The organism is Frateuria flava, from assembly GCF_017837635.1.
Taxonomy (GTDB): domain Bacteria; phylum Pseudomonadota; class Gammaproteobacteria; order Xanthomonadales; family Rhodanobacteraceae; genus Frateuria_A; species Frateuria_A flava.
The window spans coordinates 23,344-37,416 of record NZ_JAGJRS010000007.1; the positions used below are offsets into that span (position 1 = coordinate 23,344).

Here is a 14,073-nt window from a genome sequence, read left to right on the forward strand (position 1 = left end):
TCAATGCTCCATGGTCTGGGCCGGGGCCGGCTGCGCGCGCACCTTGGCCACCTCTTCCTTGCTCACCTGGCCGCCCGGGTTGCCCCAGCTGTTGAGCACGTAGGTCAGCAGGTTCGCCACCTCATCGTCGGTCAGCTGCGACATCGGCGGCATCACCGAGTCGTAATCCTTGCCGTTGACGGTGATTTTGCCGGTCAGGCCATGCAGCGGGATCGAAATCAGGTGGTTCTTGTCCTGCTTGGACAGGTAGTCGGATTTGGCCAGCGGCGGGAACACGCCGGGCAGGCCTTCGCCGTTGGCCTGGTGGCAGACCGAGCAGGTGCCGGTGAACAGCTGCTTGCCCGCGGCGATCTGCTCCTCCTTGCTCAGGTGGCCGGCCGCATGCGCCTTCGCCGCGACGGTGACCGCCTTGAGGTTCGGTTCGGCGCGATCGCCCAGATAGACCGAGTCGACCTCCTTGCCCGAGTAGATCGCCTTGTTCTCCGGGCCATCGACCTTGAGGATCGCCATCGCGCCCTTGTTGAAGGCGCGGAAGATCGAGTGATCGACCATCACGTAGCTGCCGGGCACGTCGGTGTGGAACTCGACGATCGCCGCGCCGCCGGCGGGGATCAGCGTGGTCTGCACATTCTCCTGCGGATGGGTGCCGCCTTCCTGCTGTACGCGGTCGAAGATCTCGCCGATGACATGGAAGCTGGAGACCAGATTCGGGCCACCGTTGCCGATGAACAGGCGCACCGATTCACCCACCTTCGCGGTCAGTGCCTTGTCGCCGGTGAGCGCACCTTCGTGGCCGTTGAACAGCACGTAGGTGGGGTTTTCGTCGATGGCCTTGTCCATGTCGAAGGGCTGGTGGCCTTTCTCGCGGTACTTGCCGGTGGTGTAGAAATCACCCTGCATCACGTAGAACTCGTGGTCGACCTTGGGCAGGCCTTCCGGCGGCTCGACCAGGATCAGGCCGTACATGCCATTGGCCACGTGCATGCCCACCGGCGCGGTGGCGCAGTGGTAGACGTAGATGCCCTGGTTCAGGGCCTTGAAGGTGAACTGCGATTCATGTCCCGGCGCAGTGAAGCTGGAGGCCGCGCCGCCACCGGGGCCGGTCACGCCGTGCAGGTCGATGTTGTGCGGCATCTTGCTGTCGGGCGCGTTCTTCAGGTGGAACTCGACCGTGTCGCCCTGGCGCACGCGGATGAAGCTGCCGGGCACCGTGCCGCCGAAGGTCCAGTAGGTGTAGGTGACGCCCTCGGAAATGGGCATCTCCTTCTCGATCACTTCCAGCTCGACGATCACCTTGGCCGGATAGTCGCGATGGATCGGCGGCGGCACGTTCGGCGGGCTGGTGAGCACCGCGCGGATCGGCTCGCCCTGCGGCGGGCCGAAGTCGATCGGCGCCGACACCGACGTGGGTGCCGCCTTTGCGGTGGCCGCGGGGGTAGCATCGGCGGGCTTCTTGTCCGCGCAGCCGGCCAGGGCCAGCATGCTGGCGGCCGCGAGCACGAGGGACAACCGTCGTGACATGGGGAGATCTCCTGTGGTTCCCGGGGATCAGGCTAGATTCCGGACCGTTGACGCGCTTGACCTGCGTCACGCCCACTGCCGGAACCGGCCTGATGCGTCACCCTGCCACAGAACGATGTTGCTGTGATGCCTAACCTAGCCGGGTTTGCCGTCCACGCGCGGGGTCAGGTAGATCCAGGCCGAGCGGATCACCCAGGGCAGGAACGCTACCAGCCAGCCGCAGGCGGCCACGATCAGCCACAGATAGCTGTCGCGGGCCAGCTCCGCCCACACGCGCAGCAGCACCACGCCCTGCAGCAGGGCGAAGCAGGCCCACGGCACCGCGCCCATCTGCAGCGGGCGGCCGGAGTGGCCCTGGGTCACACGGGTCACCATCGCCACCAGCATCGAGCCGAAGTAGCCGATGGTCAGCACGTGCAGCGGCGCCAGCCCGAGGATCGGGCCGTGCCCGGCAAACAGGCACAGGCTCTGCACTGCGTACAGCACGAACGCGATCGGCAGCCAGGCGAAGGCCAGGTGCAGCACCGCCAGGATGCCCGGACGCATCGCCTTCCACGGCTGCCAGGCGATCGCATGCCAGCCGAACAGCAGCGCCAGTGGCGCGTCCACCAGCCACAGCCAGGCCTGCGCGTGGGCCAGGTCCAGCGCCAGGTGGGCCAGCAGCAGCGGCCACATCAGCGGCAGGCTCCAGTCCGGCCGGCGCACCACGTAGCCCTTGACCACGTTGCCGCTGAAGAAGGCCACCATGCGGTGCGCCACGGTGAAGTACACCGGCACCAGCAGTCCGAACGTACCCAGCTTGATGGCGAAGCGCGCGCAGTGCGCCGGCGCGCCGAACAGGAAGCCGAGGAACGCGGCCAGTCCCAGGGTACCCAGGCCCAACCCCGCCAGGCACGACCAGGCGTGCTGGTTGCGGTGCCCGGACGCGCGCAGCACCCCGGCCAGCGTGGCCACCCCGACCAGGTAGCCGAAGAGCATCAGCGCGATGCCGGCACGCAGCACCCACCGCATGTCCAGCAGCCCCACGTGCGAGAGCAGGTAGCCGGCGAACACGGAACCGGCCACCACCACGTAACGGCGTGGCGGTATGGACGGCCGGGCCAGCCATTTGGGAAACGTCGTCAGCAGGAAGCCGAACATGAACATCGGCAGCATGCCGTACTGGGTCAGCATCGCGTGCGCCCAGCCCGGCGGCACCGGCGGTTGCGGCCAGCGATGCCAGCCGAAGCGCATCGAGGCCAGCTCCAGCGCCCACCAGGCCATGCTGGTCAGCACCGCCAGTGCGCCGGCCAGGAACAGCGGACGGTGCGGTGCGGCGGCGAGCAGCGCGGCGATGGGTGCAACGGCGGGTGGGACGGTCTGGCTGGAGGAAGGGGACTCGCGCATGCGGGGCTCGCGGCTGGACATGCGAGCCATTCTCCGACCGGCGCGCGTGAGGGGCCGTGATCTGCATCAGTCCTGCGTCAATAAGCCCCGCAGGTGGTTGACGCAGGTCAGCATCGCCCGCGCGCAGGCGCTCCATGCTCGCTTCACCCGCTACGAGGAGGATCCGGTCATGGGCAGGCTCGATGGCAAGATCGCACTGGTCACCGGCGGCGCCGTGGGCATCGGCGCGGCCTGCGCGCGGCGCATGGTGGACGCGGGCGCGCGCGTGGCGATCGTGGACGTGCACGACGACACCGGCCAGGCGCTAGCCGTGGAGCTGGGCGAGCGTGCCCGCTACCTGCACGCGGACGTGTCGGTCGAGGCGGAAGTGGCCGCGGCCATCGCCGCCACCGTGGCCGCATTCGGCCGCCTGGACGTGCTGGTCAACAATGCCGGCATCGCCGGCCCCAACAAGCCCACGCACGAGCTGACCGAGGCCGAGTGGGACCGTGTACAGGCGGTCAACGTCAAGGGCGTGTTCTTCGGCACCAAGCACGCGATCGCGCCGATGCGCGCGGCCGGCGGCGGCAGCATCATCAACCTGTCATCGATCTACGGCCTGGTCGGCGCGCCCGACGTGCCGCCCTACCATGCCTCCAAGGGCGCGGTACGGCTGATGAGCAAGACCGACGCGCTGCTCTACGCCGCCGACCGCATCCGCGTGAACTCGATCCATCCCGGCTTCATCTGGACGCCGATGGTCGAGCAGCACATCGCCGCGATGGGCGGCGACGTCGGACAGCACCGGCGCGACACCGCCGCGCTGCATCCGCTGGGCCACCTGGGCGAGCCGGATGACATCGCCTGGGGCGTGGTCTACCTGGCTTCGGACGAATCGCGCTTCGTCACCGGCAGCGAGCTGGTGATCGACGGCGGCTACACCTGTCGCTGACCTCCCTGGAGAGCTTCATGTACACGCACATCCTGCTACCCGTCGACGGCTCGGACCTCTCGCTGCGCGCCGCCGACGCCGGCATCGCGCTGGCGCGCCAGCTCGGTGCGCGCGTGCACGCCGTGCACGTGGTGGTGCCGCTGCCGGCGGTGCCGTTCCTCAACGAGATCATCGCCACCAGCGATGCGGAGTACGCCGACAGCGCCGAGGAGGCGGGCGCGCGTTACCTTGCCGCCGTGCGCGAGCGCGCTGATCCCGCCGGGGTCGCCTGCCAGTGCAGCCTGGAAACGAACCCGCGTCCGCACCGCGCCATCCTCGAGGTAGCTCGCCGCGAAGGCTGCGACCTGATCGTGATGGGCAGCCACGGCTGGCGCGGACTGGATCGCCTGCTGCTGGGCAGCGAGGCGCAGCGGGTGATCCTGGAATCGGACGTGCCCGTGCTGGTGCACCGCTAGCGGCATGGTCACCACCGAGCGCGCGCAGGCCGCCGTCCGCGAAGGCCTGGACCCGGCCGAAGCGGCGCGCCGCCTGGCCGCGCACGGTCCCAACCTGTTGCCCGGCAGCACGCCCAAGAGCTTCGGCGCGATCGTGCTGGGGGTGTTGTCCGAGCCGATGTTCCTGATGCTGCTGTGCGCCGGCGGCCTGTACCTGGCGCTGGGCGACCGCGCCGAGGCGGCGTTCCTGCTCTCGGCCGTGTTCGTGGTGATCGGCATCACCCTGCTGCAGGAGCGCAAGACCCAGCGGGCGCTCGAATCCCTGCGCGAGCTCTCCGCGCCGCGTGCGCTGGTGATCCGCGGTGGCGAAGAGCTGCGCGTGGCCGGTGCCGAGGTGGTACCGGGTGACCTGCTGTTGCTGCGCGAGGGCGATCGCATCGCGGCCGACGCCACTCTGCTGGAAGGCCGGCTCGAAGTGGACGAATCGCTGCTGACCGGCGAATCGGTGCCGGTGGCGCGCGAACCCGGGGGTGAGGCCGCGGTACATGCCAGCACCGTGGTGACGCGCGGAGTCGGCATCGCCCGCGTCGGCGCGACCGGCGGCGCGACCGCGGTCGGCCGCATCGGCGAAGCCCTGGCCACGACGCAGGAAGCACCCAGCGGCCTGCAACGCGCCTCGCGCCGGCTGATCCGCCAGCTCGCCATCGGCGGCCTGGCGCTGGCTGCGCTGTACGCGCTGCTGTCCTGGCTGTGGGACGGCCGCGGCCCGCTGGAAAGCCTGCTCGGCGGCATCGCGCTGGCGATGGCGATCCTGCCCGAGGAGATCCCGGTGATCCTCACCGTGTTCCTCGCGCTGGGCGCCTGGCGCATCTCGCGGCGCAAGGTGCTTACCCGGCGCGTACCGGCGGTGGAGGCGCTGGGCGCCATCTCGGTGCTGGCGGTGGACAAGACCGGCACGCTCACCCAGAACCGCATGCAGGTGGCCGAACTGGCGGTCGACGGACAGCGCTTCGTGGACGCCGGCGCCACCGAGCTGGCCGAGACGTTCCACCGGCTGGTCGAGTTCGCGATGCTGGCCACGCCCAGCGACCCGTTCGATCCGATGGAGAAGGCCATCCAGCATTTCGGCCTGCACTGGCTGGTGCACACCGAGCACGTGCACGCGGACTGGTCAGCCGAGACCGAATACGCGCTCTCGCCGCAGATCCTGGCGATGACGCGGGTGTTCCCCTGCGACACCTGCACGCGCCACCTGCTCGCCACCAAGGGCGCACCCGAAGCGGTGATCGACCTGTGCCACCTGGCCGTCGACCGGGCCAGGTCGATACTCGCCGAGGTCGAGGCGATGGGCGCGCGCGGCCTGCGCGTGCTCGCCGTGGCCCGCGGCCACTGGACCGGCGAGGCCTGGCCGGCCAGCCAGCACGACTTCGACTTCGAGTTCCTCGGCCTGGTCGGCCTGGCCGATCCGCCGCGGCCGGACGTGCCGGCGGCGATCGCCGAATGCCGCGCCGCCGGCGTGCGCATCCTGATGATGACCGGCGACCACCCGACCACCGCGCGCGCGATCGCGCGCCAGGTCGGTTTCGGCGAGCGCACCGAGGTGCTCACCGGCGCCGACCTGGCCGTGCTGGACGACGCCACGCTGCGCGAGCGCCTGCGCCACGTCGACCTGTGCGCCCGGCTCAAGCCCGAGCAGAAGCTGCGCCTGGTGCAGTTGCTGCGCGCGGACGGCGACGTGGTGGCGATGACCGGCGACGGCGTCAACGACGCGCCGGCGCTGAAGGCCGCCGACGTCGGCATCGCCATGGGCGAACGCGGCACCGACGTGGCGCGCGAGGCGGCCGCGCTGGTTCTGCTGGACGACAGCTTCGCCAGCATCGTGGCGGCGATCCGCCAGGGCCGGCGCATCTACGACAACATCGCCAAGGCGACCGGCTTCGTGTTCGCCGTGCACATGCCGATCATCGCGCTGGCGCTGGTGCCCACCCTGCTGCACTGGCCGGTGCTGCTGATGCCGGTGCACATCGTGCTGCTGGAACTGCTGATCGACCCGGCGTGCTCGATCGTGTTCGAAGCCGAACCGGAAGCGGGCGACGTGATGACGCGCCCCCCCCGCGGGGCGGGCGAATCGCCGTTCGCCGCCCGCGCGCTGGGTCGCGCGGTCGTGCAGGGGCTGGGCGTGGCGGCGGTGCTGCTGCCCGGCTTCGGCCTGATGCTGCACTACGGCGTGGACGCTGCCCAGGCACGCGGCGTGGTGTTCGCGTCGCTGCTGAGCGGGTTGTTCCTGCTGATCCTGGCCAACCGGCATCCGACCCGCGCGGTGCTGGCGCGGCCGGCGCGGGGCAATCGCTGGATCGTCCGCATGGCCGGCGCGCTGGCGCTGATGCTGGCAGCCGCCTTCGGCGTGCCGTTCCTGCGCGCCGTGATGGACATCGCCCTGCCCGGCCCGGCCGCGCTCGGCGCCCTGCTGGCGATGCTCGTCGGGATCCTCGCCTGGCTGGAGGCGTTGCGCTGGATGTCGCGGAGGCCTCCGCACGCGTGAGCCCGCCCGCGCAAGCGCACCCGCGCGCGGTCAACCGCCATCGCATCGGGCCAGGGGGACGGCGCAGCCGGCCGCAGCGCACGGTCGCGCACCGATTGGCTCCTACCGGCGCGCAGGCGCGGCGGCATGGGCACGCGGGAGATCGAGCGTCACCCGTGCACCGCCCAGCGGAGCGCGGTCGAAGGCGAGATGGCCGTGGTGCAGCGTGGTGATCGCCTGCACGATCGACAGTCCCAGGCCGCTGCCCTCGCCGAGGCTGCCGGCCGGGCGATGGAAGCGTTCGCCCAGCCGCGAGGGATCGGCAAAGCCGCTGCCGCTGTCGTCCACGACCAGCCGCACGCCGGCGGCCGTACCGCTCACGCGCACCGCGATGCGGCCACGAACGGGCGCGTGGCGCAGCGCGTTGTCGAGCAGGTTGGCCAGCGCGATGCCGAGCAGTCCGGCGCTGGCGCGCAGGCGGGTGTCGCCCTCGCTGTCGAGGGAAAGCTCGAGCTGCCGCACGGCGGCCCGCTCGCTCGCCTCGCGCAGGGCGTCACCGGCCAGCTCGGCCAGGTCCAGTGGCCCGGCGTCGTCCAGTTCACTGGCCTGCTCGACGCGGGCCAACAGCAACAGTTGCCCAACCAGCCGCTGCATGCGCTCCAGCGCCGCCTGCGCGCGATCCAGATGGTGCCCGCGCGGGTCGGCATCGGCACGGGCGGCCAGGTCCAGTTCCAGCCGCAGCGCGGCCAGTGGGTGGCGCAGTTCGTGCGCGGCATCGGCGGTGAAGCGGCGCTCGCGTTCCAGCGCGTGGCGCAGACGCTCGACCAGCCGGTCCACCGCTTCGGTGAAGGGCGCCAGTTCGAGCGGCACGCGCGCGTCGGTGAGGATGGGCACCTGCAGCGCGTCGGCGACGTCCAGGCGCCGGCTCAACTGACGCAGCGGCGACAGTCCGCCGCGCAGGCCGGCGTAGACGATAGGCGGCAGCAGCAGCAACAGCCCGAGCAGTGCGAACAGCGCCGGCGCCGCGATCCGGCGCAGCATCTCGTCGCGCTCGTCCAGCGGCGCGGCGACCTGGATGGTGTAGCGACCATCGGCGTCAGCACGTTCGAGCACGCGCCAGCGGCGGCCGTGGTAATCGACGGTACGCAGCGGCCGCGCGGGATCGGGTGCCATTGCGGGAAAGGCGTCGCTGTCGACCAGCACGCGGCCGCCCGCGTCGCGCAGCACGATCGTCGGGCGGTGCGCCTGGCGGTCGGAATCGATCAACCGTTCCGGCAGGCGCGCGCCGCGGAGCGACGCCGGTTCGGCCGGCACCGTGGCGAGTACTGCGGCAGCCGTGCGCACCAGCATCTGGTCGAAGATCTCGTCGATCTCGTGCAGCGCGCGCCAGCCCATCCAGCCGGCCGCGGCCAGCCATACGGCGAGCACGCCGGCGGCCAGCCGCGCGACCAGGCGACGGTTGAGCGAAGGGCGCATCAGGGCGCGTCCACCGGGGAGGCGAGCGCGTAGCCGATGCCGCGCAGGGTGCGGATCCAGTCGGCGCCGAGCTTGTGCCGCAGGCGGTGGACGTGCACTTCCACCGCGTTGCTGGCGACCTCGCGGCCCCAGTCGTAGAGCGCCTCTTCCAGTTGCGCGCGGGAGTAGGCGCGGCCGGGGTGGCGGGCGAGCAGCTCGAGCATGGCGAACTCGCGCGCGGTCAGTTCCAGCGGCACGCCGGCCAAGGTGGCGCGGTGCGCGGCGGGGTCCAGCTCCAGCGCGCCGACGCGGATCACCGGCTCGGGCTGCCCATCGGCGCGGCGCAGCAGCGCGCGCAGGCGGGCGGCCAGCTCGTCCAGGTGCACCGGCTTGACCACGTAGTCGTCGGCGCCGGCATCCAGCCCGGCGACGCGGTCGGCCAGCGCGTCGCGGGCGGTGAGCAGCAGCACCGGCGTGGCGTCCTTGCGTCGGCGCAGCGCGGCGATGATCGCCGGGCCGCTGCTGCGCGGCAGGTTCCAGTCCAGCACGGCCGCGGCGTAGGCGGTGTCCGCCAGCGCCGCGGCCGCCTGCGCGCCGTCGGTGATCCAGTCGACCGCGTAGCCGAGCTGGCGCAGGCCGTCGGCGAGCGCGCGGCCCAGCGCCAGGTCGTCCTCGGCCAGCAGGATGCGCACGCGCCTTTAGTCCAGCCTGCGCTTGCGCCCGGTGACCATCGCGCGCACCAGGTTCTCGCGGTAGTGGATGCTCTCGCCGATGGCCGCCAGCACATGCAGGCCGACCAGTGCGAGCACGCCGTAGGCAAGTGCTTCGTGCACTTCCTCCAGCCACTCGGCGCCGAAGAACGCGTCGGTGGTCTGCAGCCAGCCGGTGAGCCCGACCAGGGACACGCCAGCGAGCAAGGCCAGGATCATCACCGCGGCAGCGGGGTTGTGCCCCAGCCGCCGCCGCGAGCGCCCGGCCAGGCGCTCGCGCAGGTAGGTGCGCACCTGGCCTGGCCGCGGCACCCAGTCGGCGAAGCGCGCGTGGCGGGTGCCGACGAAGCCCCACACCAGGCGGATGCCGATCAGGGCGAGCACCGCGTAGCCCATCCAGCGATGCAGTGCGTCGCCCTCCTCGGTGAGGAAGTTGCCCAGGAACAGCGCCGCCAGCGACCAGTGGAACACGCGTACCAGCGGGTCCCAGACCTTGACGGTGTCGATGTCCTTCGTGTCGCGCCCGGCGGCGCCGGTCTTGGCGATGGCGTTCATGGCTTTCCTCCGCGGCTCAGCCGCCGCGCTGCTTGACGATGCGGCCGTCGGTGGGGTCGAAGTAGATCTCGACCTTCTTGCCCTCGCGCGTCTTGCCGTAGATCTCGTAGCAGTTGCCCGAGACCTTGAAGATGTCGATGGCATAGCCCTGGTCGAGAATCTTCTGTTTCATGGCCGCCTCGGTCATCCACTTCGCGCGCGGGGCGTCGGTGCACTTGGGCGAGGCGAGCAGAACGCCGGGCAGCACGGCGAGGGAGGCGATCAGGGGGAGGAGGGTCTTGCGGTTCATGGCTTGGCTCCGTCGGCGGCGGGAGTGCCGTCGATGGCTATGGAAACGGCGGCGGCTTACGGGGAACTTACGGCGACTGGCCGGTTTTACGACCGCGCCAGTGTGCGGCGCGTGGCGCGCACCGTCTTGACGGCGGTCAAGCGCGCCCGCGCGCACCGTGCGAGAGTTTCCCCACTGCCACGGAGCGATGCGATGCTCGTCTACAGCTGCCACGGTGCCGCCAAGCAGGTCACCGGTTCGTGCCACCTGATCGAATGCAACGGCCGCCGCGTGCTGGTCGATTGCGGCATGTTCCAGGGCGACCGCGCGGCCGAACAGGCCAACGCCGAGCCATTCGGCTTCGATCCGGCCACCATCGACGCCTTGCTGCTCACCCATGCGCACCTGGATCACTGCGGGCGCATCCCGCGGCTGGTGCGGCAAGGTTTCCGCGGGCGCATCCTGGCCACCTCGGCCACCCGCGAGCTGGCGCGGCTGGTCCTGCTTGACGCCGCCGGCCTGCAGGAGGAGGACGCCCGCCGCGCGGCACGCAGCGACCGCCGCGGCGAGGAGGCGGTAGAGCCGCTGTACACCATCGACGACGCGCTGCACGCGATCGACTTCTTCGAACCGGGGCTGGGCTACGGGCATGACATCGACGTGGCTCCCGGGATCCGCGCGCGCTTCTTCGACGCCGGGCACATCCTGGGGTCGGCGCAAGTGCTGCTGACCCTGGGCGAGGGTGCCGGGCAGCGCACGATGCTGTTCTCCGGCGACCTGGGCAACCCGGGCCGGCCACTGCTGCGCGACCCGGTCCCCGCGCCGGCGGCGGACTACGTGGCGATGGAATGCACCTATGGCGACCGTCCGCACCGCTCGGTGCCCGACTCGGTGGTCGAGCTGTACCAGGCGATCCGCGAGACGGTGGGGCGGCGGGGCAACGTGGTGATTCCCACCTTCGCGCTGGAGCGCACGCAGGAGATCCTCTATTACCTGCACCTGGGCCTGCGCGACGGTCAGGTTCCACCGCACGTGCGGGTGTTCCTCGATTCGCCGATGGCGATCTCCGCCACCGAGATCTACCGACGCCACCCGGAATGTTTCGACGCGCAGTTCCTTCAGGTGTTGCAGCACGGCGACCCGTTCGCGATGCCCGGCCTGCATTTCACCCGCAGCACGCAGGAATCGATGGCGATCAACGCGATCGACGGCGGCGCGATCATCCTGGCCGGCTCGGGCATGTGCACCGGCGGGCGCGTGCGCCATCACCTGAAGCACAACCTGTGGCGCGAGCGCAGCAGCGTGGTGTTCGTCGGCTACGCCGCACAGGGCACGCTGGCGCGGCGGATCATCGACGGCGCCGCCAGCGTGCGGGTGCTCAACCAGGAGATCCCGGTACGCGCGCAGGTGTGGACGATCAACGGCTTCTCCGCCCACGCCGGCCGCCCCGACCTGCTGGACTGGCTGGGGCGCGCGCCACGGCGGCGGGTGTTCCTGGTGCACGGCGAGTACGACCGGGGCATGCGCGGCATGGGCGAGGCGCTGACGGGGCTGGGCGTGGATTGGCAGATGCCGGGGATGGGCGAGCCCATCCGGCTGGACTGAGGCCGGGTTTCCCCGCAGGGCTTCCCCGATCCGCCCTTCGGGCACCTTCCCCCGCGCGCGGGGGAAGGCTCGGCAGGTGATATCCGGGCGGCGGCATCTTGATCCTTCCCCCGTTCCACGGGGGAAGGTGCCCGAAGGGCGGATGGGGGATACCTTGCGGGGAAGCTCGGACCCCACACGGCACTAAATCCACCTTCCCCGGATCGCGCCCGCGAGCGCGCAGGCTGGCGACCAGCCACAGGCCCGGCAGCACCGCCGGCGGCGGGCAAGCCAGCGGGTCAGTCCGGCAGCAGGCTGCGGCCGATATGGTGCAGGCCGGCCGGGTCCAGGATCAGCAGCTGGCGCCCTTCCACCTGGATCAGGTTCTGCGCGCGGAAGCGGCTCAGCACGCGGCTGACCGTCTCGGCGGCCAGCCGCAGGTAGTTGGCGATGTCGCCGCGCGACATGCTGAGCTGGAACTGCGTGCCGGAGAAACCACGCGCGGCGTAACGCTGGCCCAGGTCGGTGAGGAACGCGGCCATGCGCTCGTCGGCGCTGTGGTCGCCGGCCAGCAGGCTGGCCGAGCCCAGCTCCTTGCTGAGCAGCCGGAACAGGTGGCTCTGCACCGCCGGCATGCGCGCGGCCAGCGCGCTCATCGCCGGGAACGAGAAGCGGCAGAAGTAGGAGGTCTCCAGCGCGATCGCGTCGCACGGGAAGTGCTCGGGGTAGATCGCGTTCAGGCCGATCACTTCGCCGGGCAGGTAGAAGCCGAGCACCTGCTCGCGGCCTTCCTTGTCGACCATGCTGGTCTTCACCGTGCCCGAGCGCACCGCGAAGATCGCGCGGAACGGGTTGCCGGTGCGGAACACGTACTCGCCCGCGCGGAACGGCCCGACGTGCTCGACCAGGCAATGCAGTTCGCGAAGCTCGAGCTTGCCGTAGCCCACCGCCTGGCAGGCGCCGGCGAACGCGCAGGTACGGCAGAAGTGGGCCTCGTCGCCGTCGTCGGCGATCGGGCTGGGTGGTTCAGGCAGGCGGCCCGCCTGGTTTTCCAAACGCATCAGCAACGCCTTGTGGCCGGTCAGATCGTGCGCGAGAAGCGGCGCGGCGCTTCCTCGGCATGCAGGTAGGCATCGAAACACATCGCGATGCTACGCAGCAACAGCCGCCCTCGTGCGGTCACCCGGATCATGCACCCTTCCAGCGTCACCAGACCGTCGTCGGCCAGCACGCGCAGGCGCGCCAGCTCGGCGGCGAAGTATTCGTCGAACAGCAGCCGGTGGCGCGCGCCGAACAGACGCATGTCGACCTCGCCGTGGCACATCAGCTCGCCGATCAGCGCGCGGCGGATGACGTCGTCCTCATCCAGTTGCAGGCCGCGGGCGATCGGCAGGCGGCCGGCGTCCAGCGCGGCGTAATAGCCGGTCAGGTCGCGCGCGTTCTGGCTGTAGGTGTCGCCCACGCGACCGATGGCGCTCACGCCGAGGCCGACGATGTCGCAGTCGCCATGGGTGGAATAGCCCTGGAAGTTGCGCTGCAGGCTGCCTTCGCGCTGGGCGCGCGCCAGTTCGTCGTCGTAGCGGGCGAAGTGGTCCATGCCGACATAGACGTAGCCGGCGGCGGAGAGCCGCTCCAGCGCGCGGCCGAACAACGCCAGGCGCGTGGCCGGGTCGGGCAGATCGTCGGCGTCGATGTGCTTCTGCGCCTTGAACAGGTCCGGCAGGTGCGCGTAGCCGTAGACCGCGACGCGGTCGGGCTCCAGCGCGATCACTTCGGTGAGCGTGCGGTCGAAGCCGTCCAGGTTCTGTTTGGGCAGCCCGTAGATCAGGTCGACGCTGGCCGAGACGAAGCCCGATGCGCGGGCGACCTCGATCACCTCGCGCGTCTGTTCCACGCTCTGGATGCGGTTGACCGCCTGCTGCACGGCCGGATCGAAGTCCTGGATGCCGACCGAGAGACGGTTGAAGCCCATCTCGCCCAGGCCGCGCATGTAGCCGCCGTCGGCGAAGCGCGGGTCGATCTCGATGCCGAACTCGCGCGAGCGCTCGCTGCTGAAGCTGAAGTGGCGCGCCAGCGATTCCATCAGCTCGCGCATGCGCGGCAGGTCGAGGAAGTTGGGCGTGCCGCCGCCGAAGTGCAGCTGGCGGACCGGGCGGTCGCGGTCGAACAGCGGCGCGGTCAACTCGACCTCGCGGTAGAGGCGTTCGAGGTAGCGGTCGGCCTTGGCGATCTCGCGGGTGATCACGCGGTTGCAGCCGCAGTAGAAACACGGGCTCATGCAGAAGGGCACGTGCACGTACAGCGACAGCGGGCGCGGGATCGGTTCCTCGTTGGACTGGCGGATCGCCTCGCGCAGCGCTGCCTCACCGAAGCGCGTGTGGAACTGCGGCGCGGTCGGGTAGCTGGTGTAGCGGGGGCCGGCGGTGTCGTAGCGGGCGATCAGCGCCGGATCGAAGGCGGGAGCGGCAATGGCGTGGTTCATGGGGCCAGTGTGCCGGGGTGGTGCGGAGGGCTCTTGATCCGGGTCAAGGCGCGCGCGGGGCGGGTGGGACAGAAGGTCGCGGGCGGGTGACACGCAAGGCCTCCCTCGTCCGCCTGTCGGCACCTTGCCCCGTGGGACGGGGGAAGGCTGCTAACCGCAGCATCAGCCAGGAACCCGCCCGACACGTGGAACGGGGAGAAGGCCCGGCGCGACAACGTTCCTTCCC

The 14,073-nt window shown here is 70.9% G+C and carries 12 protein-coding genes; 4 read left to right on the forward strand and 8 right to left on the reverse strand.

What is annotated here, in order from left to right; genetic code table 11:
• Both nirK and J7I44_RS02790 read right to left on the reverse strand, forming a co-directional pair.
• Positions 1–1,521 (reverse strand): copper-containing nitrite reductase, encoded by a 1,521-nt coding sequence (gene nirK / locus J7I44_RS02785; RefSeq protein ID WP_209615371.1) that lies wholly within the window; start codon positions 1,519–1,521, stop codon positions 1–3.
• 135 nt (positions 1,522–1,656) lie between these two features.
• Entirely contained in the window at positions 1,657–2,907 is a 1,251-nt protein-coding gene (locus J7I44_RS02790; RefSeq protein WP_245187889.1) for an NnrS family protein, read from the reverse strand.
• A gap of 169 nt (positions 2,908–3,076) precedes the next feature.
• Here J7I44_RS02790 and J7I44_RS02795 point away from each other — a divergent pair, with 169 nt between their 5' ends.
• The 3 genes from J7I44_RS02795 to J7I44_RS02805 are packed head-to-tail and all read left to right on the forward strand — an operon-like array spanning position 3,077 to position 6,814.
• The gene (locus tag J7I44_RS02795) at positions 3,077–3,838 is read left to right on the forward strand and encodes a glucose 1-dehydrogenase (protein ID WP_209615376.1); all 762 of its coding nucleotides are present in this window, start codon (positions 3,077–3,079) and stop codon (positions 3,836–3,838) included.
• A 17-nt stretch (positions 3,839–3,855) separates the two neighbouring features.
• Entirely contained in the window at positions 3,856–4,293 is a 438-nt protein-coding gene (locus J7I44_RS02800) for a universal stress protein (RefSeq protein WP_209615379.1), read from the forward strand.
• Positions 4,294–4,297: 4 nt separating this feature from the next.
• Positions 4,298–6,814, forward strand: a complete 2,517-nt coding sequence (locus J7I44_RS02805; RefSeq protein ID WP_209615383.1) for a cation-translocating P-type ATPase — start codon at positions 4,298–4,300, stop codon at positions 6,812–6,814.
• A 102-nt stretch (positions 6,815–6,916) separates the two neighbouring features.
• Here J7I44_RS02805 and J7I44_RS02810 read toward each other — a convergent pair whose 3' ends face one another.
• From J7I44_RS02810 to J7I44_RS02825, 4 genes are read right to left on the reverse strand one after another with little or no spacing between them, the layout of a single operon-like run.
• Positions 6,917–8,269: an ATP-binding protein gene (locus J7I44_RS02810; RefSeq protein ID WP_209615387.1), complete on the reverse strand. Its 1,353-nt coding sequence runs from the start codon at positions 8,267–8,269 to the stop codon at positions 6,917–6,919.
• A complete protein-coding gene (locus J7I44_RS02815; protein ID WP_209615390.1) occupies positions 8,269–8,940 on the reverse strand; it encodes a winged helix-turn-helix domain-containing protein in 672 nt (223 codons plus the stop codon). The genes J7I44_RS02810 and J7I44_RS02815 overlap by 1 nt, the downstream gene beginning before the upstream one ends.
• Positions 8,941–8,946: 6 nt before the next feature.
• On the reverse strand, positions 8,947–9,513 hold the full coding sequence (locus tag J7I44_RS02820) for a cytochrome b/b6 domain-containing protein (RefSeq protein ID WP_209615393.1): 567 nt from the start codon (positions 9,511–9,513) through the stop codon (positions 8,947–8,949).
• Between the two features lie 16 nt (positions 9,514–9,529).
• Positions 9,530–9,802 carry a PepSY domain-containing protein gene (locus tag J7I44_RS02825; protein ID WP_209615396.1) on the reverse strand — a complete coding sequence of 91 codons (273 nt, stop codon included), beginning with the start codon at positions 9,800–9,802 and terminating at the stop codon, positions 9,530–9,532.
• Between the two features lie 192 nt (positions 9,803–9,994).
• Between J7I44_RS02825 and J7I44_RS02830 the strand changes: the two genes are divergently transcribed.
• Entirely contained in the window at positions 9,995–11,386 is a 1,392-nt protein-coding gene (locus J7I44_RS02830; RefSeq protein WP_209615399.1) for an MBL fold metallo-hydrolase, read from the forward strand.
• 278 nt (positions 11,387–11,664) lie between these two features.
• Here J7I44_RS02830 and J7I44_RS02835 read toward each other — a convergent pair whose 3' ends face one another.
• Both J7I44_RS02835 and hemN read right to left on the reverse strand, forming a co-directional pair.
• Complete coding sequence (locus J7I44_RS02835) at positions 11,665–12,426, reverse strand: helix-turn-helix domain-containing protein (protein WP_209615402.1); 762 nt, start codon at positions 12,424–12,426, stop codon at positions 11,665–11,667.
• Positions 12,427–12,446: 20 nt separating this feature from the next.
• Positions 12,447–13,847 carry an oxygen-independent coproporphyrinogen III oxidase gene (gene hemN / locus J7I44_RS02840; RefSeq protein WP_209615405.1) on the reverse strand — a complete coding sequence of 467 codons (1,401 nt, stop codon included), beginning with the start codon at positions 13,845–13,847 and terminating at the stop codon, positions 12,447–12,449.
• Between the last annotated feature and the right edge of the window lie 226 nt (positions 13,848–14,073).

What these genes read in the sequence shown, in the direction of transcription:
- nirK (WP_209615371.1), bottom strand. Translation starts at nt 1,521, where the DNA reads ATGTCACGACGGTTGTCCCTCGTGCTCGCGGCCGCCAGCATGCTGGCC.
- J7I44_RS02790 (WP_245187889.1), bottom strand. Translation starts at nt 2,907, where the DNA reads ATGCGCGAGTCCCCTTCCTCCAGCCAGACCGTCCCACCCGCCGTTGCA.
- J7I44_RS02795 (WP_209615376.1), top strand. Translation starts at nt 3,077, where the DNA reads ATGGGCAGGCTCGATGGCAAGATCGCACTGGTCACCGGCGGCGCCGTG.
- J7I44_RS02800 (WP_209615379.1), top strand. Translation starts at nt 3,856, where the DNA reads ATGTACACGCACATCCTGCTACCCGTCGACGGCTCGGACCTCTCGCTG.
- J7I44_RS02805 (WP_209615383.1), top strand. Translation starts at nt 4,298, where the DNA reads ATGGTCACCACCGAGCGCGCGCAGGCCGCCGTCCGCGAAGGCCTGGAC.
- J7I44_RS02810 (WP_209615387.1), bottom strand. Translation starts at nt 8,269, where the DNA reads ATGCGCCCTTCGCTCAACCGTCGCCTGGTCGCGCGGCTGGCCGCCGGC.
- J7I44_RS02820 (WP_209615393.1), bottom strand. Translation starts at nt 9,513, where the DNA reads ATGAACGCCATCGCCAAGACCGGCGCCGCCGGGCGCGACACGAAGGAC.
- J7I44_RS02825 (WP_209615396.1), bottom strand. Translation starts at nt 9,802, where the DNA reads ATGAACCGCAAGACCCTCCTCCCCCTGATCGCCTCCCTCGCCGTGCTG.
- J7I44_RS02830 (WP_209615399.1), top strand. Translation starts at nt 9,995, where the DNA reads ATGCTCGTCTACAGCTGCCACGGTGCCGCCAAGCAGGTCACCGGTTCG.
- J7I44_RS02835 (WP_209615402.1), bottom strand. Translation starts at nt 12,426, where the DNA reads ATGCGTTTGGAAAACCAGGCGGGCCGCCTGCCTGAACCACCCAGCCCG.
- hemN (WP_209615405.1), bottom strand. Translation starts at nt 13,847, where the DNA reads ATGAACCACGCCATTGCCGCTCCCGCCTTCGATCCGGCGCTGATCGCC.